Here is a 21,102-nt window from a genome sequence, read left to right on the forward strand (position 1 = left end):
GGGGGGGGGGGGGGCCGCCCCCCCCACGGCTTGGTGTGCGGCGGGTTTCAGAGCTTCAGAGGTTCAGAGCTTCAGCTTCCACGACGCGTCGGCGAGCCCGATGTCCGGCGTGACCGTGATCGCGAGCTCCTTGGCGGACGGCGGCGCGTCGAAGACCATCTCCACGGTCGAGGTCTCGTTGGGGTCGAGCTGCTTCTCCCACTTGTGGTGGAGGATGCCGTGCTTGTCGTCGTCGACCTCCTCGGCGTTCTTGCCGTCGGCCTGTGCCTTGGTCAGCATGAGGGGCGCGCCGTAGACCTTGCTGCCGGTGTTCTTGACCGAGACGGTGACCTTGTACGCCTTGTTGCCGTCGGTGTGGCCGGCGACGTGGGTGTTCGGGTCGACGGTGTAAGGGCTCGGCTTCGAGACGGTGATGCTGAGGCCGTTGTTGTACTTCGCCGCGGCGCCCGCGTCGAGGTTGGTGGTGACGTTGCTGCTGCCCGTCTCCTTCTTGATCGCCTTCTCGGCCTCCTCGGCCACACCCTTGACCACCAGCACGGAGACGATGACGCCGACGATCGCCAGGATGATCGCGAGGACGCCCAGGATCGTGCCGGTCACCGCCACACCCTTGTTGGTGGCCTGACCCTTCTTTGCGCGGCCCATGCCCACCAGGCCGAAGATCAGGGACAGGACGCCGAGCGGTCCGGCGAGCCAGAACAAGAACATCGGGATGCCGCTGAGCGTACCGATGATGCCGAGGACCAGAGCGGCGACGCCGAGGCCGTTCCGGGCCACCTGCGGAGCCGGTGCGCCCATCGGTGCTGGCTGGTAGTGCATCTGCTGAGACATGCGGGAGTGGCCCCTTCCGGGCGCTGAATCGAAGTCCGCTGAAGCGATGGGTCAATAACAGCAGAGGGTGTGAATCGAGTCAACACGAGTTCACGGTGATGGGGAATTCACGTCGTGAAGGGATGTCTCAAGCGGTGATGGGTATGCTGCTGACACAGTGGTCACGCTCGGGACGGGAGCCAGTCAGGTGCCGGACATCGCACCAACGGACAACGCGACGGACGACGGCGCCGCAGGTGACGGCGTGGCGGGCGACGGCGTGGCCGTCGTCATTTCTCCCGCGGGCAGCCCCGCGGACCGCCCCACCGAGGTGACCGCCGCCGGCATCGCGCGGCTCGCCGGGGTCGGCCGGGCCGCCGTCAGCAACTGGCGCCGCCGGCACGCCGACTTCCCCAAGCCCGTCGGCGGCACCGAGACCAGCCCCGCCTTCGCCCTCCGCGACATCGAGCAGTGGCTGCGCGATCAGGGCAAGCTCGCCGAGGTGCCGCTGCGCGAGCGGGTCTGGCAGCAGCTCGTCGGGCATCCGGCCGGCGCCGCGGGCGCGCTCCGTCAGGCCGGCGCCGTCCTCCTCCTCGTGCGCGACCGGCCCGCCGCCTGGAAGCAACTGCGCGGCGCCTCCGACGACGCCGACCTGACCGGCGTACTGCCCGCGATGCTCGACTCCGTCCTCGCCGCCCGGCTCGGCGACGGCCACCCCGTCCACGGCCTCACCCGTGAGGCGCTCGCCCCCTCCGCCGCCCTGGTGCGCGCCACCGCCGACCTTGCGGCCCTGGACGGCGCCACCGAGGCCTACGCCTTCCTGCTCGGCCGCCACCTGGACGCCAACCCCCGCCAGTACACCCTCACGCCACCCGGCCCGGCCGCCCTGATGGCCGAACTGGCCTCCCTGGACGGCCCGTTGGGCTCCGTACTCGACCCGGCCTGCGGCGTCGGCGGCCTGCTGGCCGCCGCCCAGGAACGCGCCGCCGGGCAGCCGGACGCGCCACCCCTCGCCCTGCATGCCCAGGAGGGCGACCCGGACCTCGCCGCGCTCACCGCCCTCCGCCTCGCGCTCAGCGTCCCCGACGCCCAGGTGCGGGTGCGCGCCGCCGACACCCTGCGCGCCGACGCCTTCCCGGAGCTGGCCGCCGACGCCGTCCTGGTCCACCCACCGTTCAACGAACGCAACTGGGGCCACGACGAGCTGGCCTACGACCCCCGCTGGGAGTACGGCTTCCCGGCCCGTACGGAATCCGAACTCGCCTGGGTCCAGCACGCATTGGCCCGCCTGCGCCCCGGCGGTACCGCCGTCCTCCTCATGCCCCCAGCCGCCGCCTCCCGCCGCTCCGGCCGCCGTATCCGCGCCGATCTGCTGCGCCGCGGCGCCCTGCGCGCCGTCATCGCGCTGCCCGCCGGCGCCGCCCCGCCCAACGGCATCCCCCTGCACCTGTGGGTGCTGCGCAAGCCCGACGGCAGCGCCCAGCCGGCCCCGCAGCTCCTCGTCGTGGACACCGCCGGGCCCGCGGCCGGCGGCACCGCCGGCCGCGACAAGCTCGACTGGCAGACCGTCCGCGGCGCCGCCGTGGATGCCTGGCAGGCCTTCGACCGCGACGGCGGCGTCGAGGAACTGCCCGGCGTACGGCGGTCGCTGGCCGCCATCGACCTCCTGGACGACGACGTCGACCTCGCCCCGGCCCGTCACCTCCCGCCGCCCGCCGCGGCCGGCGGCCCCGCCGAACTGGCCCGGGTCCGTGACCGGCTGACCGACACTCTCGCCCGCACCACCGAGCTCACCCCCCGCCAGGACACCGCCACCGCACCGGGCCCCGCCCGCTGGCCGCTGACCACCGTCGGCGAACTCGCCCGCTCCGGCGCCCTGGTGCTGCGCGCCGGCGGCCCCGGCAGCGCGCTCCCCGGCGTCCCGTACGCCGTCCTGACCGACCACGACGTCATCGCCGCCACCGGCCCCACCGGCGTCCTCCCGGAAACCGCACCCGCCACCCCGGCCGAGGAACCCGTCCTCGTCCAGGAAGGCGATGTGGTCGTCCCCGTCCTCGGCGGCGGCGCCATCGCCCGTGTGATCGAGGGCGCCACCGTCGGCGCCGCCCTCGGCCGCAACCTCACCCTGCTGCGCCCCGACCCGGCCGCCCTCGACCCCTGGTTCCTCGCCGGCTTCCTCCGCGGCACCGCCAACAACCGCCAGGCCAGCAGCTACGCCTCCACCGCCACCCGCCTCGACGTCCGGCGCCTCCAGCTGCCCCGCCTCCCCCTCGCCGAACAGCGGCGCTACGGCAGGCGGTTCCACGACCTGGCCGCCTTCGAGGAGGCCCTGCGGCTGGCCTCCCGGCTCGGCGAACAGCTGGTGCAGGGGATGTACGACGGCTTCACGGACGGGTCGTTGGCACCGGACTGACCGGCCGCACCGGCCGGGCGGTCAGCGCCGGCCGGGCGGGCCGGTCAGCGCGGTCGGTCGGGGCGAACAAGGGCGATGCTTCCCTGAGGAAACACCGCCGCCGCCTGGGGAGTTGCAGGGGGTATGCCGGATCGGCCCGGCCCATTCCGCACAACCCCGCGCGCGGCGGCGCCGTCGGTATATACGCTCGCAGGTCCTACGCGTCACCACACCCACACCCACACCCACACCCACACCCACGCCCGCGACCGCCATCGCGACGGACGACGACTGATCCATCAGGAGCAGCAATGCACGGCCCCGCCCCGGCTCCCCCGCCGTACCGCCCCCCGGCGACGGGGGTGGTGGTCCTGCTGCGCGTGGTCTTCGTGGCCGCCACGGTGGCCAGCCTGGGCCTGCTGGCCTGGGCGGCGATGCTGCGGGCCGCCCTCGTGCAGCGGCGGCCGCTGGGCTGGTGGCTGTTCGGCGCCGATCTGGCCGTACTCGTCGGCGTATGCGTCCTGGTGCTCACCTATCCCGAGACGGACTGGCGGACCAATCTCGCCGTGGGGGCGCTGCTGCTGCAGATGATGGGCGCGGTCGCGTACTACCTCGTCGTCGACGTCGTCACGGCGCCCACGCGCCCGGTCCCGCCGCCCGGACACGGCCAGGGGTACGGCCCCGCCCCCGTCCTCGCCGCCCACCCGGCCGGGCCGCCGCCCGCCGCACCTGCCTACGGCCCGCCGCCCGCCGCACCCGCCTACGGCCCGCCGCCTGCCCCGGCCCCGCCGTACGCCCAGGAGACCCGCCCGTACGCGGCCCACGCGCACCCGTACGCCGCCGCGGACCCCTACGCCAACAACGCGAAGCCCGCCGCGCATCCCTACGCCCCGGCCCGCCCGCAGCCCCAGCCCCAGCCGCAACCCCAGCCGCGGCGCATCGACCAGGTCCGGGCCGAACTCGACGAACTCAGCGACTACCTCCGCCAGGAGGAACAACCGTGAACGGCCGCGTCATCGCCGGACGCTACGAACTCTCCGTCCTGGTCGGCCAGGGCGGCATGGGCCAGGTCTGGATCGGCTACGACCGCCGCCTGGACCGCCGCGTCGGCGTCAAACTGCTGCGCCCGGACCGGCTGGCGGGCACCCCCGACGGCGAGGAGATGCGCCGCCGCTTCGTCCGCGAGTGCCGGGTCACCGCGCAGGTCGACCACCCCGGACTGGTCACCGTCCACGACGCCGGGAGCGACAGCGAGGACCTCTTCCTGGTGATGCAGTACGTCGAGGGCGCCGACCTCTCCGACCACCTCGCCGAACACGACCCGTACCCATGGCCCTGGGCGGTCAGCGCCGCCGCCCAGCTCTGCGCCGTACTGGCCGCCGTCCACGCGGTGCCGATCGTCCACCGCGACCTCAAGCCCCGCAATGTCATGGTCCGCCCGGACGGCACCCTCGTCGTCCTCGACCTCGGCATCGCCTCGGCCCTCGACACGGACACCACCCGCCTCACCCACACCGGTTCCCCCATCGGCAGCCCCGCCTATATGGCTCCCGAACAGGCCATGGGCGGCGCGGTGGGCCCGCACACCGACCTCTACGCCCTCGGGATCCTGCTGCACGAACTCCTCAGCGGCCAGGTCCCGTTCGCCGCCTCCACGGCCCTCGGCGTCCTGCACCGCCATCTGCACGACGACCCGGTCCCGGTACGCCGCCTGCGCCCCGACGTCCCCGAACCCCTCGAAGCGCTCGTCCTGCGCCTGCTGCGCAAGGACCCGGCGGCCCGCCCCGCCGACGCCCAGGAGGTCTACCAGGCCCTCGCCCCCCTCCTCCCGGCCTCCGAGGCCGGCCCCCACGCGGCCCAGCACCCGCCCACCCCCCTCGCCCCCATGGACCCCACCCGCCCCTTCCGCCAGCCCCACGCCCCCTGGCCCGTACGCGTCGCACCCGCCCCTCCGGCACCGGAACCCGTCCCCGCCTACGCAGCGGCCGCCGGGCCCACCCCACCCCCCGCCGACCCCCGCGCCTCCCTCGCCACCCTCACCCCCCGCACCCCACCCCCCACGCCCCCCGCGCCAGGGACGCCCTCCCCTTCCTCCTCCGGCCCGGACGTCGCCGCCGCCGTCGACGAGGTCAAAGGCCTCCTCGACCAGGGCCGCATCACCCGCGCCGTGGACATCCTCGGCGGCATCCTCCCGGCCGCCGCCGCCCGCCACGGCCGCAACTCCCCGGTGGTCCGTACCCTCCGCAAGCAGTACGCCGCCACCCTCATGGACGACGGCCAGTACCGCCGCGCCCTCCCTGAACTGCGCCAACTGGCCGAGGAGTGCGCCAAGGAGACCGGCCCCGCGGCCACCCGCCAGGCCCTCCAGTTCCACTACGAGGCCGCCCAGTGCCTGGAGCAACTGGGCGAGGTGGCCCAGGCCCTGGAGGAATACCGCGCTCTCCTCCCGTACTTCGAGCGCTACCCCGACGACCCCGCCCGCCCCCTGGAGATCCGCCGCTCCATCGGCCACCTGCTCCTCGCCCAGGGTGACCGCGGCGCCGCCCAGGAATGCCTGGCCCGTCTCCTGTACGACGCGGAGCGACTGCACGGCCCGCACCATGCGTTTCCGGGGGAGGTGCGGCGGATGCTGCACTGGCTGGGGCAGGTACAGGGGTGAGGACGCCGGCGCCCGGCCTCAGGTGCCCGCCGGCCGGTCCGGTCCGCCCTCGCGCCGGCGCAGCTCTTCGTTGAGCTGCAGGGCCTCTTCCAGCTGGTCCTCGAGAATGATGATGCGGCAGGCCGCCTCGATCGGCGTGCCCTGGTCGACGAGTTCGCGCGCGCGGGCGGCGATACGCAGCTGATAACGCGAGTAGCGACGGTGGCCGCCGCCGGACCGCAGCGGGGTGATGAGCCGGGCCTCGCCCAGGGCCCGCAGGAAGGCGGGTGTGGTACCGATCAGCTCCGCGGCGCGGCCCATGGTGTAGGCGGGGTAGTCGTCGTCGTCGAGATGGTCGGCGGCGTTCGGTCGGGCTTCCGGAGCCATGCGCACCTTTCTCGGCAGTCCGAGGCCGTCCTGCTGGACGCCTTTGCGCTCGCGCGGACCTTATCCACTGGCGGTGGAGAATGTCTATTGCGGCCGCCGTAGATATTGTCGCGCCGGAGCCGGGCCGCTGCCTGACGGACCCTCGCGGACCGCGGCGCGCGCCGACGCGAGGCGAGTGGATTCGGCGATGAATGCCGATGAACATCTCATGTCGCGACGGAAGAAATTACGGATGGGAGGCAACCGTTTCGGCCCCATGCCGGTCGGCCGCGAAACCTCTGTGCGGTGCTGTATGAGGCGTGCTACTGTCGATATCAGTTGCAGTTGTGGTTCCCAAAATCTTCAACGCTTCAACCGCCTCCGGGCCGGTGGAAGCGTTTTGTGTAACCGGATTCTTCCGGGTGGGGAAATCATCGCGGCGATGCGAGGCTCGCGCAGTGCGGGTCCAAAGAATTCCCCGAAGGAGAATCAGATATGGCTACTGGCACCGTGAAGTGGTTCAACGCGGAAAAGGGCTTCGGCTTCATCGAGCAGGAGGGTGGCGGCGCGGACGTGTTCGCCCACTACTCGAACATCGCCACCCAGGGCTTCCGTGAGCTGCAGGAGGGCCAGAAGGTGAGCTTCGACGTCACCCAGGGCCAGAAGGGCCCGCAGGCGGAGAACATCGTTCCCGCCTGAAGCTGAAGCGTGCAACGCTGGGGCCCGCGCCTTGGGTGCGGGCCCCAGCGCTTGTCTATTCGCGGCCCGCGCAACACATCGTCCTCACGGCTTTCGCGACCGGCCGTTCGAGTCCCGTTTCGGGGTCCGCCTTTCGGAGTTCACCAGGTGGCCGTGCCGGTAGGGCGCGCTGTCTGCCGCGATTTCCGACGTACGCCCACCGGAAACCCCGTCGCAACCGGACCTGTTCACCATGTCATTCGACTCGTTCTTGCGATTCTCCGTGTGGTCCGATGGGCCGAGGATTCCTCGTGCGCGTCGCTCTCGAGGAAGGTTCAGTATGAGCCGCCCAGCCCGTACGAACGTCCGCGCAGGCCGCAATGTCCGCGCCGGCCGGAAGGGGCAGCGCCCCGGCGCACTCCAGGGGGAGTACACCGTTCCGGTCAGCCGGACCCCGTCGCTGCCGGCCGTCGCCGAGTTCGCCGACCTGGACATGCCCCGGCCGCTCCTCACGGCGCTCGGCACCGAGGGCGTGACCGTGCCGTTTCCGATCCAGGCCGCGACGCTGCCGAACGCGCTGGCCGGCCGGGACGTCCTGGGGCGGGGCCGCACCGGCTCCGGTAAGACCCTGGCCTTCGGACTCGCCCTGCTCGCCCGCACCGCCGGACTGCGTGCGGAGCCCCGTCAGCCCCTGGCCCTCGTACTCGTCCCCACCCGGGAACTCGCCCAGCAGGTGACGGCGGCTCTCACCCCCTATGCCCGCGCCCTGGAACTACGGCTGGCCACTGTGGTCGGCGGTATGTCGATAGGCCGGCAGGCCGGTGCCCTGCGTGCCGGGGCCGAGGTTGTGGTCGCCACCCCCGGCCGGCTGCGGGATCTCATCGAGCGAGGGGACTGCCGGCTGGACCGCGTCGGCATCACCGTCCTGGACGAGGCCGACCAGATGACCGACATGGGGTTCATGCCCCAGATCACCGCGCTGCTCGACCACGTACGGCCCGACGGCCAGCGGCTGCTCTTCTCGGCCACCCTGGACCGCAACGTCGATGCCCTGGTCCGCCGCTACCTGCACGACCCGGTCGTGCACTCGGTCGATCCCTCCGCGGGTGCGGTGACCACGATGGAGCATCACCTCCTGCACGTACGGGACGCCGACAAGTACGCCACGACGACCGAGATCGCCGCCCGTGACGGCCGCGTCATCATGTTCCTGGACACCAAGCACGCCGTGGACCGGCTCGTGAAGCACCTGCTCAAGAGCGGCGTACGGGCCGCGGCGCTGCACGGCGGAAAGTCCCAGCCGCAGCGCACCCGCACCCTGGCCCAGTTCAAGGAGGGCGGCGTCACGGCCCTGGTGGCCACCAATGTGGCGGCCCGCGGCATTCACGTCGACGACCTCGATCTCGTCGTCAACGTCGACCCGCCCGGCGATCACAAGGACTACCTGCACCGCGGCGGGCGCACCGCCCGCGCCGGCGAGTCCGGCAGCGTCGTCACCCTCGTGCTGCCCCACGAACGCCGCGCCATGGACGGCCTGATGGCCGATGCGGGCATCACCCCGCACAGCACCACGGTGCGCTCCGGCGAAGCCGAACTGAGCCGTATCACCGGTGCTCGGGCGCCCTCGGGTGTCCCCGTCACCGTTGCCGCCCCGGCCCCGCCGCAGCCCGCGTCGCGCACCACGTCCGCGCGCCGCCGACGGGCCGGCGGATCCGGCCGGGCGCGCGGCTCCTCCGCGTCGGCGCACGGGCGGCCGGGCCGGTCCCGCGGCCGTTCTCCCGGCGGTGCCACCGCATGAACTCCCGTAGGTTGTCACCGCCCATGCCTTGCGCGGCCGACTCCGGCCGGAAACGCTGGTCCTCCCTTCAACCCTGCTGAGGTACTGCATGCGATGCGTTATCGCGCACTTTCCCTTCGACTTCGTCAAGAGTGAGGTGGAGCAGCTGATGACGGGCATCAAGCCGGAGCCCGCCATCGGCCCCTGTGTGGTCATCGGCCGCCATACCTACCCCGTCAAGCAGGTCGGCGCGGTGATCACCCGGCAGGACCGCCGGGACTTCACGACGGGCGAAGTGACCCGGGCAATGACCCGCCTGGGCTTCACCTGTGTCACCCCCGCTGCCGCCGCCCCGCCGGCGTCCACCGAACTGCCCGGACTGCACTTCTGAGCCGTCGGTTCCGAGCTGTCCGGTCCGGCCCGGCCGGTCCGACCGTCCGGCGTGTTACGGCACACGAAGGAACGGGGGCCGGAGGCTGCCCAAGGGGAAGCCGTCCCAGGGGAAACCGCCACCGGGAGAGATCGTTGGCCGAAGCAGTGGCCCAGGCCACGCCGACTCCTTAGCATCGATCTCGATCACGCAAGGTCGAGACTCCGTCGCACGATCTGCCGGGAGGCCAAGTGTTCCGCCGTAGGACAGCGCTCTCCGTATCCGCCACTGCCGCCCTACTGGCCGCGACCCCGCTGCTGGCCGCCTGTGGCGGCGGCGCGCACCCCGGTGCTGCGGCCGTTGTGGACGGGAAGCGGATCACCGTCGCACAGCTGCAGACGAAGGTGAAGGATGTGCGCGAGGCGCAGGGCAGGTCCCCGCAGGGCGCGCAGCTGATCATGAACACCGGCCGGCTGAGCCTGGCCACCCTCAACGGCATGATCTTCGACGAGGTGCTGGCGCGCAGCGCCGGGGACGCCGGGGTCAAGGTCACCCGGGACGCCGTCCAGAAGTGGCGGGCGGCGGCCGAGGAACGCGCGGGTGGCGCCGAGCGGCTGAAGGCGATGTGGCTCCAGCAGGGCATCGCGCCGGACGAGATCGATGCCATGGTCCGTAATCAGCTGTTGCTGGACGGGCTTGCCAAGCACCTGGGTGCCGACCGGGGCCGGGCGCAGGGGCAGCAGCAGCTCGCGCAGGCCCTGTCCAAGACGTCGCGGTCCATGGGCATCGACGTCAATCCGCGGTTCGGGAAGTGGGACGACCGGCAGGTCATCCTGGGGGAGACCAAGGAGCCGTGGATCACCACGGGCCCGTCGAGGCAGCAGGCCTGAGCGGGACCCGTACGCAGGCCTGAGCGACGGGCTCCGTGGCACCGGCGCCGGGCGTTGTCAGTGCGGTGCGTTACGTTCGAAGCGTGAATGCTGACGCCTCTGCTGCCGACACCGGTGCCGACCCCCTCCCCGAGGGCGGCGGCACCGGGCGCCTGATCCTGCTCACCACCAGCCACCGGATCGCCCCCGGACTCCTGTCCTGGCCCGCGTGGCAGGTCCTGCGCGCGGCGGACCGGGTGCTGAGCGCCGACCCGGCCCACCCCCAGCTGCCGTATCTGCGGGAGGCCGGCATCGAGGTCGAGGCGGCGTCCCTCGCCGCCCGCGAGCTCGTGGACTACTGCGTCCCGGAGGCCCGTACGGCCGTCGTCATCACCTCCGCCGACGGCGAGAGCGCGCTGACCGACGGCCTGGCCCGACTGGCCGGATCCGGCCGCGAGACCATGCCGGACCTGGAGCTGCTGCCCGGCTCCTACGACCTGCCGGGCGCCCGGCTGCTCGACCTCGTCCAGGTCATGGACCAGATCCGCGCCGAATGCCCCTGGAGCAGCATCCGTACGCACCAGGACCTCGCCAAGTACGGCCTGGAGGAAGCCTACGAACTGGTCGAGGCGATCGAGGCCGGCGACCGCGACGAGCTGCGGGAGGAGCTGGGGGACGTCCTCCTCCAGGTCGTCTTCCACGCCCGGATCGCGCAGGACGATCCCGAGGACCCGTTCTCGATCGACGACGTGGCGGGGACGATCGTCGAGAAGCTCGTCCATCGCCATCCGCATGTCTTCGGCGACGAGGCGGCCGAGACCCCCGAGGACGTCAAGGCCCACTGGCTGCGCACCAAGGCGGAGGAGAAGCAGCGGCAGTCGCTGACCGAGGGCGTCCCGCTGGGCCAGCCCGGTCTCGCCCTGGCGGCGAAGCTGGCGTCGCGGGCGCGGACGGTGGGGCTGGAGGTGGCGCTGCCCGCGGGCGAGGGGATCGGGTACGAGCTGCTGGCGATGGCCGTACGGGCGGAACGGGACGGCGTCGACCCGGAGGCGGCGTTGCGGGCGGCGGCTCGGGCCTATCGGGATGCGGTGCTGGCCGCGGAGGGCGCGGCCGGTTAGTCGTGGTGGGGGCGGTCCCGCCCGGCCACGACAGCAAGGTCCCGCACGGCCCGGCGCTACTGTTCCCGGCGGCCGGCTGGTCGTCGGTCGTCTCGGTGGTCAAAGGCGGGGAGTTCGCCGTCTGAGCGGTGATGCAGAGGCGGCGATGAATCGGCACCGGCCGGGGAACGCCGGTTGCGTACCCGCTCGACGACCCACGCCGCCACAACCATCGCCGCCAACCCCGCCCCCAACACGCACACCCCACGCCATCCATCAGCCGCCCAGACCACCGACGTCAGCGCCGAGCCCACCGCGCCGCCCGCGAAGTAGCTGCTCATGTAAGCCGAGTTGAGCCGGTTGCGCGCCTCCGGCCGCAGCCCGTACACCACGTTCTGGTTGCTCACATGCAGCCCCTGCACGGCCAGGTCCAGGACGATCACCCCCGCCAGCAGCGCCGCCAGCGACCACGCGCCGCCCTCGCCGCCGAGGGCCAGAAACCCCCACGAACCCAGCAGCAGAACGGCCATGACGCCCGTGACCCGGTGCACCAGCCCCCGGTCCGCCAGCCGCCCCGCCACCGACGCGGAGAGCGAACCGGCCGCGCCGACCAGCCCCAGCAGCCCGATCGCCGACTCCTGCCAGCCGTACGCCGGGCCGGACATCAAGAACGCCATCGACGTCCACAGCACGCTGAATCCCGCGAAGGCCAGGGCCCCCAGCGCGGCCCGCCGGCGCAGCACCGGCTCCGTGACGAACAGCGCGAGCGTCGAGCGCAGCAGCGCCGGATAGCGCAGCCCGGCCGTCGTACGGAGAGCGGGCAGCCGGAGGCGGAGCAGTACGGCTATCAGGAGCATCAGCCCGGCGTTGACCCAGTAGACCGTGCGCCAGCCGCCCACTTCCGCGAGCATCCCGGCGGCCGTACGGGCCAGCAGGATGCCCAGGAGGAGACCGGTCATGACGGTGCCGACCGTGCGGCCGCGTTCGGCGGGGGCGGCGAGGGTTGCCGCGTACGGGGCGATGACCTGGGCGGCGACCGAGGTCAGGCCGGTCAGCGCGGTGCCGGTCAGCAGGAGGGCGCCGTTCGGCGCGGCGGCCGTCACGGTCAGGAAGGCGGCGGTCAGCGCGCAGAGGGTGACGGCGAGCCGGCGCCGTTCCACCAGGTCGCCGAGCGGTACGAGCAGGAGCAGGCCGAGTCCGTAGCCGGTCTGGGCGACGGTCACCACCAGGGCGGCGGTGGACACGGACATCTGGAGGTCGCGGCCGATGAGGTCCAGCAGCGGCTGGGCGAAGTAGTTGCCGGCGACGGACAGACCGGTGGCGACGGACATCAGCAGCAGCGTGCCGCGCCCCAACTGTCCGCAGGCGGGCTTCTCGGGTGTCATGGGCCCAGCCTGAGCGCCGCACATCAATGAGTCCAACACATAGTTTTCATCGCATCCATCGTGAAATGAGATCGATCGCCTCTACCATCGACCGGCATGGAGCTTCAGCAGATGCGGTATGTGGTCGCGGTCGCCGAGACCGGCGGCTTCACCCGGGCCGCCGAGCGCTGCCACGTCGTACAGTCCGCGCTCAGCCACCAGATCGCCCGCCTGGAGAAGGAACTCGGCGCGCGGCTCTTCGACCGGACCAGCCGCAGCGTCCGGCTGACCGCCGCGGGTGAGGCGTTCGTACCCGTCGCCCGGCAGGCGCTGCAGGCGGCCGAGCGGGCCCGCGCGGAGGTGGCGGCGGCCACCGGGGAGGTGGGCGGGCGGCTGGCGGTGGGGGCGATCTCGACGGTCGCGGCCGTCGATCTTGCTCAGGAGCTGGGCGCGTTCCGTGCCCGCTACCCCCGGGTGCGGGTCAGTCTGCTGATGGAGATGAGCGATCCGCTCATCGAGAAGGTGCGGGAGGGGGCGCTGGATGTGGCCTTCGTCGGGCTGGTGCCCGGCGCGCGCACCGCCGGCGTACGGGAGCAGGAGCTGGCCCGCGGCGAACTGGTCGCGGTGGTGGCACCGGAACATCCGCTGGCCGGGCGGGAGTGGACCACCCTGTCGCGGCTGGCGCGGGAGAGCTTTGTGGACTTCGCGGCGGGGTCGGCGGCCCGCCGGCAGCGCGATGACGCGTTCCGGGCGGCGGGACTGACATCGGAGGTGGCGTTCGAGGTGACGACTGTTGAGTTTCTGGCGAAGCTGGTGCGGGCGGGGCTGGGGGTCGGGATGGTTCCGGAAGCCATCGCCTCCGAGCTGGCGGGGCTGGCCATCGTGCGCGTACGGCCCGCTCCCGAGCGCACCGAGCGGGTGGTGTGGAGCGCCCTTGGCCCGTCGCCGGCGGCCGCGGCGTTTCTGGAGGGGCTGGGCGTGGATCCCACGGGACCCAGGGGAATGTGAACCCCACGGGATCCGGGGGAGTGTGACCCCGACGGGACCCGGGCGACGGGACCCGGGCGACGGGACCCGGGCGACGGGACCCGGGCGACCGGACCCGGGCGACGGGCGGGGCCTGCGGGACGGCGCACCGCACCTGAGGCAGGCGTTACGGTCGGGAGGTGCACGACACGCCAGACGCCACCCCCGACACCACCGCCGACGCCCCCACGGGCTGCCCGGCCGCCCCCGCGGACCGGCCCGAGCTGTTCACCTGGGAGTTCGCCGCCGACCCGTACCCCGCGTACGCCTGGCTGCGCGAGCATGCGCCGGTGCACCGGACCGCGCTCCCCAGCGGCGTCGAGGCGTGGCTGGTGACGCGTTACGGGGATGCGCGCCAGGCGCTCGCCGACGCCCGGCTCTCCAAGAATCCGGTGCACCACAGCGAGGCGGCCCACGGCAAGGGCAAGGTCGGCATCCCCGGCGAGCGCAGCGCCAACCTCATGACGCACCTGCTCAATATCGACCCGCCCGACCACACGCGCCTGCGCCGTCTCGTCTCCAAGGCGTTCACCCCGCGCCGGGTCGCCGCCTTCGCCCCGCGCGTCCAGGAGCTGACCGACCGCCTCATCGACGGCTTTGCGGAGCGCGGGGAGGCGGACCTGATCCATGAATTCGCCTTCCCGCTGCCCATTTACGCGATCTGCGATCTGCTGGGCGTACCGCGCGAGGACCAGGACGACTTCCGCGACTGGGCGGGCATGATGATCCGGCACGGCGGAGGCCCGCGCGGTGGAGTGGCCCGTTCCGTGAAGAAGATGCGCGGCTATCTCGCCGAGCTGATCCATCGCAAGCGCGAGTCCCTGGGCGACACCGCGGAGGCGGACGAGGACCTGATCTCGGGGCTGATCCGGGCCTCGGACCACGGCGAGCACCTCACCGAGAACGAGGTCGCCGCGATGGCGTTCATCCTGCTCTTCGCCGGCTTCGAGACCACCGTCAACCTCATCGGCAACGGCACCTACCAGCTGCTGCGCCACCCCGCCCAGCGCGAGCTGCTGCAGAAGTCGATGGCGGCGGGCGATACGGACCTGCTCGCCACCGGCATCGAGGAACTGCTGCGGTACGACGGTCCCGTGGAGCTGGCCACCTGGCGGTTCGCGACCGAGGCGCTGACGCTGGGCGGGCAGCGGATCGCCGAGGGCGACCCGGTCCTGGTGGTGCTGGCCGCCGCCGACCGCGACCCCGCACGCTTCGCCGAGCCGGACGTCCTCGACCTCACCCGGCGTGACAACCAGCATCTCGGTTACGGGCACGGCATCCACTACTGCCTGGGTGCGCCGCTCGCCCGGCTGGAGGGGCAGGCGGCCCTCGCGACGCTGCTGACGCGGCTTCCGGACATCCGGCTTGCCGCAGAACCTGACGATTTGCGCTGGCGCGGCGGGCTCATCATGCGCGGACTGCGGTCGCTGCCGGTGGAGTTCACTCCGGAAGATCGCGCGGAGCGCGTCTGACCAGCGATTACCCGCATGGTGACGGACGGTCAGGCGCGTGACCTCCGCGTGATCTCCACTACACCGACTTGTGACTACCCGTGACCCCGGCTACCTTTCGATCCACCGAATCGGCCGCGAGTTCGACAGGCCGTACCGGTTCGCCGTGTCCGTTCGCCTCACCGCTCCGGCTCGGCAGACAACTCCAGCACGTCACCGCCGCTCGAAAGGCAACCGCATGCGCTCCGGGAACGGCCGACATCGTCGCCCCCGTCAGGCACCGGCCATCTTTGTCACGGTGGGAGTGACCGGCGCCGGTATGGCACTGCCGCTGTTCGCCGCGAGCGGCGCACAGGCCGCCGACACCGCCACCTGGGACAAGGTCGCGCAGTGCGAGAGCGGCGGGATGTGGAGCGCGGCCTCCGGCAACGGCTTCTACGGCGGTCTGCAGCTGACCCAGGAGATGTGGGAGCAGTACGGCGGCACCTCGTACGCCTCGCGCCCGGACCTCGCGAGCCGGTCCCAGCAGATAGCCGTCGCCGAGTCCATCCTCGACGACCGCGGCCCGGACGCCTGGCCGAGCTGCGCGGTGAACGCCGGGCTGGCCAGGGACGGGCAGGCCCCGGAGGTCGATCCGGGCAGTACGAGCACACCGCGGCCCGAGCCGTCGGACTCCACGCACGAGGACGACCCGACCGCGGACCCGTCGGCAGACCCGTCCGATGACCCGTCCGGTGACGGTGAAGACGAGGGGCACGGTGCCGATGACGCGTCGCCGTCGCCGTCCCCGTCGACCCCCGACGACGGATCGGACGCCGACGACCCATCGGACGCCGAGGACGGGTCCGACCCGTTCCACCCGTCCGACCCGTCCGACTCCGCCCACCCGGGCGAGGACGGCAGCCGTACGGACGACCCCAGTGGCCCGGCCACCCCCGAAGCCCCGGCCAAGGGCAAGCACCGCGGCGACGCCGACGACAGCAAGGGCGGCGGAAGCGGCAAGGGCGGCAAGGATGCGGGCGACGGCGACCGGCCCACCGGCCGCCACGCCTCGCGCGGCGGCGAGGAGCACCGTGAGGACCCCGGGGCCGGTCCCCGTAAGGGCCCGTCCGCGCCCGCCGGCGACTACACCGTCCGCGCCGGTGACACCCTGTCAGGCATCGCCGAGGCGCACGATCTGCCCGGCGGCTGGACCGCGCTCTATGACCGTAATGAGAAGGTTGTCGGGGGCGACGCGGACCTGATCCACCCGGGTCAGCTGCTCGATCTCGGGCACACGGCAGGCTAGTTACCGCCGGTTCGCCCCATTTGGTGAAAGTGAGACAAGGGTCTCGTTGCGGGGTGCGGTGTCCGGCTCGTCCGCCGGATTCCGTACCGCTGGCGCACCGCGGCCGACCTGCGGAAATAAACGGCCCCTGTGATCAAAAACGGTCAACTTGGTTCAGATGGTGGGGTTTGAACACCAAGGGGGTTACTGCTTACGGTCGGGACCGCTCGCCAAAGCGGGCCCTTCGATCACACGCCGAATCCTGCCGGTGGTCGGAGGCACTTGACGCGCAAGCGCCGAAGGCAGGAGCGGGGGACCCAAGGTAGGTGCCGGCCCCGCCCGCGAAAGCGGGTCGACCGGCTTGGGGTGAAGTCAGGTGCGCGCACCGCGCACCGGCCGGGCAGCTCACAGCCCGAACCCGACAGCTCACCTCGCAGGCGTCGGTGAGGAAACGAACGCAATGCTGAACAAGGGCAAGCACCGCCGTCCGTCCAAGGCCGTCCGCATCGCCACCCTCGCCGGTGTCGCCGGTGCCGCCGTCGCCGTCCCGCTGATGGGCGCCACCTCCGCCTCCGCCGCGTCCGTCGCCACCTGGGACAAGGTCGCCCAGTGCGAGTCCGGCGGCAACTGGTCGATCAACACCGGCAACGGCTACTACGGCGGCCTGCAGTTCTCCAACTCCTCCTGGGCCGCCGCCGGTGGCACCCAGTACGCGGCGCGCGCCGACCTGGCCACCAAGGCCCAGCAGATAGCCGCCGCCGAGAAGCTCCTCGCCATCCAGGGCCCGGGCGCCTGGTCCTGCGCCGGTGCCGGCAACCTGACCGCCGGTGGTCCGTCCCCCGACCTCGACAGCTCCTCCAAGGCCGAGGTCAAGAAGGCGCAGCCCGCGCCGAAGCAGACCCAGCAGGCCCCGAAGCAGGAGAAGGCCCAGCCGGCCCCGCAGAAGCCGCAGGGCCACGGCAACTACACCGTCAAGTCCGGTGACACCCTCGCCAAGATCGCCAAGGCGCACGGCACCACCTGGAAGACGGTCTACGCGAACAACAAGTCCGTCATCGGCGGCAACCCGAACCTGATCCTCCCGGGGCAGAAGCTGAGCATCTGAGCCGTCCCCTCACCGGGACTCCCGCGGGCCCGGGCAACGGGCCCGCACCTCCGGGACAGCCCCGCCCGGCGCGCCATTCCCCCCGGCGCGCCGCGGCGGGGCTTCTCCGTTCGCCACCGTTCCCCGCTTGGTGAACAATGCCCCTATACCTCCCGTGAACTGCGCTTATGGGAAGTTTTCTGGGCCTTTCCATCCCACAGAGCGGGCCGACGGCAGGCGGACGTGTCCGGGGCCGTTAGGCTCGTGCTGCAGAACTCCAGACACCCATGAAGGAGACAACGTGCCGTCCATCGACGTCGTCGTAGCCCGCGAAATTCTCGACTCGCGAGGTAATCCCACGGTCGAGGTCGAGGTCGGCCTCGACGACGGCAGCACGGGGCGTGCCGCCGTGCCGTCCGGCGCCTCGACCGGCGCCTTCGAGGCCATCGAGCTTCGCGACGGTGACCCGAACCGCTACCTGGGCAAGGGTGTGGAGAAGGCCGTCCTGGCCGTCATCGAGCAGATCGGCCCGGAGCTCGTCGGCTACGACGCGACCGAGCAGCGGCTGATCGACCAGGCGATGTTCGACCTGGACGCCACCGACAACAAGGGCTCGCTCGGCGCCAACGCCATCCTCGGCGTCTCCCTCGCCGTCGCGCACGCCGCCTCCGAGGCCAGCGACCTGCCGCTGTTCCGCTACCTCGGTGGCCCGAACGCGCACGTCCTGCCCGTCCCGATGATGAACATCCTCAACGGTGGGTCGCACGCCGACTCCAACGTGGACATCCAGGAGTTCATGATCGCCCCGATCGGCGCGGAGTCCTTCTCCGAGGCGCTGCGCTGGGGCGCCGAGGTCTACCACACCCTCAAGAAGGTCCTGAAGGCCAAGGGTCTGGCCACCGGCCTGGGCGACGAGGGCGGCTTCGCCCCGAACCTCGGCTCCAACCGCGAGGCCCTCGACCTCATCCTCGAGGCCGTCAAGGAAGCCGGTTACGCCCCCGGCCAGGACATCGCGCTCGCCCTGGACGTCGCCGCCTCCGAGTTCTACAAGGACGGCACCTACCAGTTCGAGGGCAAGAGCCGCTCGGCCGCCGAGATGACCGAGTACTACGAGGAGCTGGTGGCGGCCTACCCGCTGGTCTCCATCGAGGACCCGCTGTTCGAGGACGACTGGGCCGGCTGGAACGTCATCACCGAGAAGCTCGGCACCAAGGTGCAGCTCGTCGGCGACGACCTCTTCGTCACCAACCCCGAGCGCCTCGCCCGCGGCATCGAGGAGAACTCCGCCAACGCCCTGCTGGTCAAGGTCAACCAGATCGGTTCGCTGACCGAGACCCTGGACGCCGTCGAGCTGGCCCAGCGCAACGGCTTCAAGTGCATGATGTCGCACCGCTCCGGTGAGACCGAGGACGTCACCATCGCCGACCTCGCCGTCGCCACCAACTGCGGCCAGATCAAGACCGGCGCCCCGGCCCGCTCCGAGCGCGTCGCCAAGTACAACCAGCTGCTGCGCATCGAGGAGATCCTCGACGACGCGGCGGTCTACGCGGGCCGGTCCGCCTTCCCGCGGTTTCGCTCTGCGAACCAGTAAGCCCAGCAAGGGCTGATCTGCCCCAGCTGCTGGGGTGACCCAGCTTCCGTACGTCCCCGGCAGCGGTCCCGTACCGTTGCCGGGGACGTATGTCGTTCGGACGTCAGGACTCAAGGGGAGGCGACGTGCCCGCGGACCGGTTCTCGACCGCGACCCGGCTCAAGGCGCTCGGCGAACAAGCGGCCGCCCGCGTCTACCGCACCCGCCCGCCCCGCCGCAACCGCCTCACCGGCCGCGCCGCACTGCTGGCCCTGGTGATGTGCGCGCTGGTCGTCGCGCTCGCCTACCCGATACGGCAGTACGTCTCCCAGCGCTCGGACATCGCCGACCAGCGCCGCAAGGCCGAGAACGCCGGCCGGACGCTGGACCGCCTGCGCGACCAGAAGGCCCGCTGGCAGGACCCGGCCCATGTCGAGCAGCAGGCCCGCCGCCATCTGCACTTCGTCATGCCCGGCGAAACCGGCTACATCGTCCAGGACGGCTCCGCCACCCGCACGGCACAGCGGGCGCCGAAAGCGGCCCCGCCCCCCTGGTACGAGAACCTGTTGGCCGACGTCGACGCGGCGGTCCGACGGTAGGCGGTACGGTCACCGAGCCCTGGCCCGTACGGCCGGGCGGCACCAGCCCGTACTGTCATAAGGGGGAGTCCACGCCCCCTTGCCACCCACCTCACCCCTCCCCACCGAAAGCGCACATGGACACCGCCCCGCCCCAGACCGAGCCCACCGAGCCCACCGCCGCGGACATCGCCGCCTTCAAGGAGCAGCTGGGCCGCCCGCCGCGCGGGCTGCGCACCATCGCGCACCGCTGTCCCTGCGGGCAGCCGGATGTCGTCGAGACGGCGCCCCGCCTGGAGGACGGCACGCCCTTCCCCACGCTCTACTACCTCACCTGCCCGCGCGCGGCCTCCGCGATCGGCACGCTGGAGGCCAACGGCGTGATGAAGGAGATGTCCGAGCGGCTGAAGACCGACCCGGAGCTGGCCGCCGCCTACCGCGCGGCCCACGAGGACTACATCCGGCGCCGGGACGCCATCGAGGTGCTGGCGGGCTTCCCCAGCGCGGGCGGCATGCCCGACCGGGTCAAGTGCCTGCATGTCCTCGTCGGCCACTCGCTCGCGGCGGGCCCCGGTGTGAACCCGCTGGGCGACGAGGCCATCGCCATGCTCCCGGAGTGGTGGAAGAAGGGCCCGTGCGTGAGCCCCTGCCAGGACACCTGCGAAGCCCCTGAAGGATCCGAAGGAGAGGCCAAGTGAAGCGGGTCGCCGCCATCGACTGCGGTACGAACTCCATCCGCCTGCTGGTCGCGGACCTGGACCCGGCAACCGGTGAGCTGAAGGACCTGGACCGCCGGATGCAGATCGTCCGGCTGGGCCAGGGCGTCGACCGGACCGGCCGGCTGGCGCCGGAGGCGCTGGAGCGCACGTTCGCCGCCTGCCGCGACTACGCCGCCGTGATCAAGGAGCTGGGCGCCGAGCACCTCCGCTTCGTGGCCACCTCCGCCTCCCGCGACGCCGAGAACCGCGACGACTTCGTGCGCGGCGTGGTCGACATCCTGGGCGTCGAGCCCGAGGTGATCACCGGCGACCAGGAGGCCGAGTTCTCCTACAACGGGGCGACGAAGGAACTGGCCGGCCGGGACGATGTTCCGCCGCCCTACCTGGTCGTGGACATCGGCGGCGGCTCCACCGAGTTCGTCCTGGGCAACGCCCGCCCGTCGCCCGCCACCCCCCTTGCCGGAGACGCTTCGCGCCACACCTTTGTCCGGGCCGCCCGCTCCGTCGACGTCGGCTGCGTCCGGATGACCGAGCGCCACCTCGTCCACGACGGCAAGATCAGCGACCCGCCCACACCCGACCAGATCGCCGCGATGAAGGCCGACATCGCCGCGGCCCTGGACCACGCCGAGGAGGCGGTGCCCCTCACCCAGGCCACCACCCTCGTCGGTCTGGCCGGCTCCGTCACCACCGTCGCCGCCCTGGCCCTGGGCCTGGACCACTACGACTCCGAGGCCATCCACCACTCCCGGATTCCGCTGGCGAAGGTCCGCGAGATCACCGGCGACCTCCTCACGTCCACCCACGCCGAGCGCGCGGCGAGCCCCGTCATGCACCCGGGCCGGGTCGATGTGATCGCCGCGGGCGCGCTCGTCCTGCTCTCGATCATGGAGCGGGTGGGCGCCAAGGAGGTCGTGGTCAGCGAGCACGACATCCTCGACGGCATCGCCTACCAGGCAGCAGAGGACGCGGAGACGCCCAAGCGCAATTCCTGACCTGCCCTCACGCACTGCTGAGTGCCCTCGGTGGGGGAGCTGTCCCGTACC

The 21,102-nt window shown here is 72.2% G+C and carries 19 protein-coding genes and 1 riboswitch; of the genes, 16 read left to right on the forward strand and 3 right to left on the reverse strand.

Annotated elements, in window-relative coordinates:
• Nucleotides 1-63: 63 nt before the first annotated feature.
• A complete protein-coding gene (locus AB0D04_RS30625) occupies nt 64-831 on the reverse strand; it encodes a DUF4190 domain-containing protein (RefSeq protein WP_362709799.1) in 768 nt (255 codons plus the stop codon).
• Nucleotides 832-1,141: 310 nt separating this feature from the next.
• Between AB0D04_RS30625 and AB0D04_RS30630 the strand changes: the two genes are divergently transcribed.
• The 3 genes from AB0D04_RS30630 to AB0D04_RS30640 all read left to right on the forward strand — a co-directional run bounded on the left by AB0D04_RS30630 (nt 1,142) and on the right by AB0D04_RS30640 (nt 5,861).
• Nucleotides 1,142-3,223 (forward strand): N-6 DNA methylase, encoded by a 2,082-nt coding sequence (locus tag AB0D04_RS30630; RefSeq protein WP_362709872.1) that lies wholly within the window; start codon nt 1,142-1,144, stop codon nt 3,221-3,223.
• 290 nt (nt 3,224-3,513) lie between these two features.
• Nucleotides 3,514-4,206, forward strand: coding sequence for a hypothetical protein (locus AB0D04_RS30635; RefSeq protein ID WP_362709802.1), 693 nt, complete (start codon nt 3,514-3,516; stop codon nt 4,204-4,206).
• Nucleotides 4,203-5,861: a serine/threonine-protein kinase gene (locus AB0D04_RS30640; RefSeq protein WP_362709804.1), complete on the forward strand. Its 1,659-nt coding sequence runs from the start codon at nt 4,203-4,205 to the stop codon at nt 5,859-5,861. Before AB0D04_RS30635 ends, AB0D04_RS30640 begins: the two co-directional genes overlap by 4 nt.
• 18 nt (nt 5,862-5,879) lie before the next feature.
• Here AB0D04_RS30640 and AB0D04_RS30645 read toward each other — a convergent pair whose 3' ends face one another.
• Entirely contained in the window at nt 5,880-6,227 is a 348-nt protein-coding gene (locus AB0D04_RS30645; RefSeq protein ID WP_362709807.1) for a MerR family transcriptional regulator, read from the reverse strand.
• A 474-nt stretch (nt 6,228-6,701) separates the two neighbouring features.
• Here AB0D04_RS30645 and AB0D04_RS30650 point away from each other — a divergent pair, with 474 nt between their 5' ends.
• The 5 genes from AB0D04_RS30650 (at nt 6,702) to AB0D04_RS30670 (ending at nt 11,018) form a co-directional block, all read left to right on the forward strand.
• Nucleotides 6,702-6,905 (forward strand): cold-shock protein, encoded by a 204-nt coding sequence (locus tag AB0D04_RS30650; protein WP_362709809.1) that lies wholly within the window; start codon nt 6,702-6,704, stop codon nt 6,903-6,905.
• 319 nt (nt 6,906-7,224) lie between these two features.
• Nucleotides 7,225-8,682 (forward strand): DEAD/DEAH box helicase, encoded by a 1,458-nt coding sequence (locus AB0D04_RS30655; RefSeq protein WP_362709812.1) that lies wholly within the window; start codon nt 7,225-7,227, stop codon nt 8,680-8,682.
• 88 nt (nt 8,683-8,770) lie between these two features.
• Nucleotides 8,771-9,052 carry an SCO5918 family protein gene (locus AB0D04_RS30660; protein ID WP_362709814.1) on the forward strand — a complete coding sequence of 94 codons (282 nt, stop codon included), beginning with the start codon at nt 8,771-8,773 and terminating at the stop codon, nt 9,050-9,052.
• A 230-nt stretch (nt 9,053-9,282) separates the two neighbouring features.
• Nucleotides 9,283-9,921: a SurA N-terminal domain-containing protein gene (locus AB0D04_RS30665; RefSeq protein ID WP_362709817.1), complete on the forward strand. Its 639-nt coding sequence runs from the start codon at nt 9,283-9,285 to the stop codon at nt 9,919-9,921.
• Between the two features lie 83 nt (nt 9,922-10,004).
• A complete protein-coding gene (locus AB0D04_RS30670; protein WP_362709820.1) occupies nt 10,005-11,018 on the forward strand; it encodes a nucleoside triphosphate pyrophosphohydrolase in 1,014 nt (337 codons plus the stop codon).
• 56 nt (nt 11,019-11,074) lie between these two features.
• Here the strand turns inward: AB0D04_RS30670 and AB0D04_RS30675 are convergent, their stop codons facing one another.
• Nucleotides 11,075-12,382 carry an MFS transporter gene (locus AB0D04_RS30675; RefSeq protein ID WP_362709822.1) on the reverse strand — a complete coding sequence of 436 codons (1,308 nt, stop codon included), beginning with the start codon at nt 12,380-12,382 and terminating at the stop codon, nt 11,075-11,077.
• Between the two features lie 96 nt (nt 12,383-12,478).
• On the opposite strand from AB0D04_RS30675, the gene AB0D04_RS30680 reads away from it, so the two are divergent.
• From AB0D04_RS30680 to AB0D04_RS30715, 8 genes are all read left to right on the forward strand, one after another.
• Nucleotides 12,479-13,369, forward strand: coding sequence for a LysR family transcriptional regulator (locus tag AB0D04_RS30680; RefSeq protein WP_362709825.1), 891 nt, complete (start codon nt 12,479-12,481; stop codon nt 13,367-13,369).
• A 242-nt stretch (nt 13,370-13,611) separates the two neighbouring features.
• Nucleotides 13,612-14,859, forward strand: coding sequence for a cytochrome P450 (locus tag AB0D04_RS30685; RefSeq protein WP_362709873.1), 1,248 nt, complete (start codon nt 13,612-13,614; stop codon nt 14,857-14,859).
• A gap of 277 nt (nt 14,860-15,136) precedes the next feature.
• Nucleotides 15,137-16,126, forward strand: coding sequence for a transglycosylase family protein (locus tag AB0D04_RS30690; protein ID WP_362709827.1), 990 nt, complete (start codon nt 15,137-15,139; stop codon nt 16,124-16,126).
• A 222-nt stretch (nt 16,127-16,348) separates the two neighbouring features.
• Nucleotides 16,349-16,560: riboswitch (cyclic di-AMP (ydaO/yuaA leader) on the forward strand.
• A gap of 5 nt (nt 16,561-16,565) precedes the next feature.
• Nucleotides 16,566-17,210 (forward strand): transglycosylase family protein, encoded by a 645-nt coding sequence (locus AB0D04_RS30695; protein ID WP_362709829.1) that lies wholly within the window; start codon nt 16,566-16,568, stop codon nt 17,208-17,210.
• A gap of 280 nt (nt 17,211-17,490) precedes the next feature.
• Complete coding sequence (gene eno, locus AB0D04_RS30700; protein WP_362709832.1) at nt 17,491-18,780, forward strand: phosphopyruvate hydratase; 1,290 nt, start codon at nt 17,491-17,493, stop codon at nt 18,778-18,780.
• 125 nt (nt 18,781-18,905) lie between these two features.
• Nucleotides 18,906-19,358 (forward strand): septum formation initiator family protein, encoded by a 453-nt coding sequence (locus AB0D04_RS30705; RefSeq protein ID WP_362709835.1) that lies wholly within the window; start codon nt 18,906-18,908, stop codon nt 19,356-19,358.
• Between the two features lie 116 nt (nt 19,359-19,474).
• Nucleotides 19,475-20,035, forward strand: coding sequence for a DUF501 domain-containing protein (locus AB0D04_RS30710; RefSeq protein WP_362709838.1), 561 nt, complete (start codon nt 19,475-19,477; stop codon nt 20,033-20,035).
• A complete protein-coding gene (locus AB0D04_RS30715; protein ID WP_362709841.1) occupies nt 20,032-21,051 on the forward strand; it encodes a Ppx/GppA phosphatase family protein in 1,020 nt (339 codons plus the stop codon). The genes AB0D04_RS30710 and AB0D04_RS30715 overlap by 4 nt, the downstream gene beginning before the upstream one ends.
• Nucleotides 21,052-21,102 lie beyond the last annotated feature (51 nt).

This window comes from Streptomyces sp. NPDC048483 (assembly GCF_040651455.1).
In the GTDB taxonomy this organism is placed as follows: domain Bacteria; phylum Actinomycetota; class Actinomycetes; order Streptomycetales; family Streptomycetaceae; genus Streptomyces.

Bases quoted from the DNA above. Each gene is read 5' to 3' on its own strand.
- AB0D04_RS30625 (WP_362709799.1), bottom strand. From the start codon at position 831: ATGTCTCAGCAGATGCACTACCAGCCAGCACCGATGGGCGCACCGGCT.
- AB0D04_RS30635 (WP_362709802.1), top strand. From the start codon at position 3,514: ATGCACGGCCCCGCCCCGGCTCCCCCGCCGTACCGCCCCCCGGCGACG.
- AB0D04_RS30645 (WP_362709807.1), bottom strand. From the start codon at position 6,227: ATGGCTCCGGAAGCCCGACCGAACGCCGCCGACCATCTCGACGACGAC.
- AB0D04_RS30650 (WP_362709809.1), top strand. From the start codon at position 6,702: ATGGCTACTGGCACCGTGAAGTGGTTCAACGCGGAAAAGGGCTTCGGC.
- AB0D04_RS30655 (WP_362709812.1), top strand. From the start codon at position 7,225: ATGAGCCGCCCAGCCCGTACGAACGTCCGCGCAGGCCGCAATGTCCGC.
- AB0D04_RS30660 (WP_362709814.1), top strand. From the start codon at position 8,771: ATGCGATGCGTTATCGCGCACTTTCCCTTCGACTTCGTCAAGAGTGAG.
- AB0D04_RS30675 (WP_362709822.1), bottom strand. From the start codon at position 12,382: ATGACACCCGAGAAGCCCGCCTGCGGACAGTTGGGGCGCGGCACGCTG.
- AB0D04_RS30680 (WP_362709825.1), top strand. From the start codon at position 12,479: ATGGAGCTTCAGCAGATGCGGTATGTGGTCGCGGTCGCCGAGACCGGC.
- AB0D04_RS30695 (WP_362709829.1), top strand. From the start codon at position 16,566: ATGCTGAACAAGGGCAAGCACCGCCGTCCGTCCAAGGCCGTCCGCATC.
- AB0D04_RS30710 (WP_362709838.1), top strand. From the start codon at position 19,475: ATGGACACCGCCCCGCCCCAGACCGAGCCCACCGAGCCCACCGCCGCG.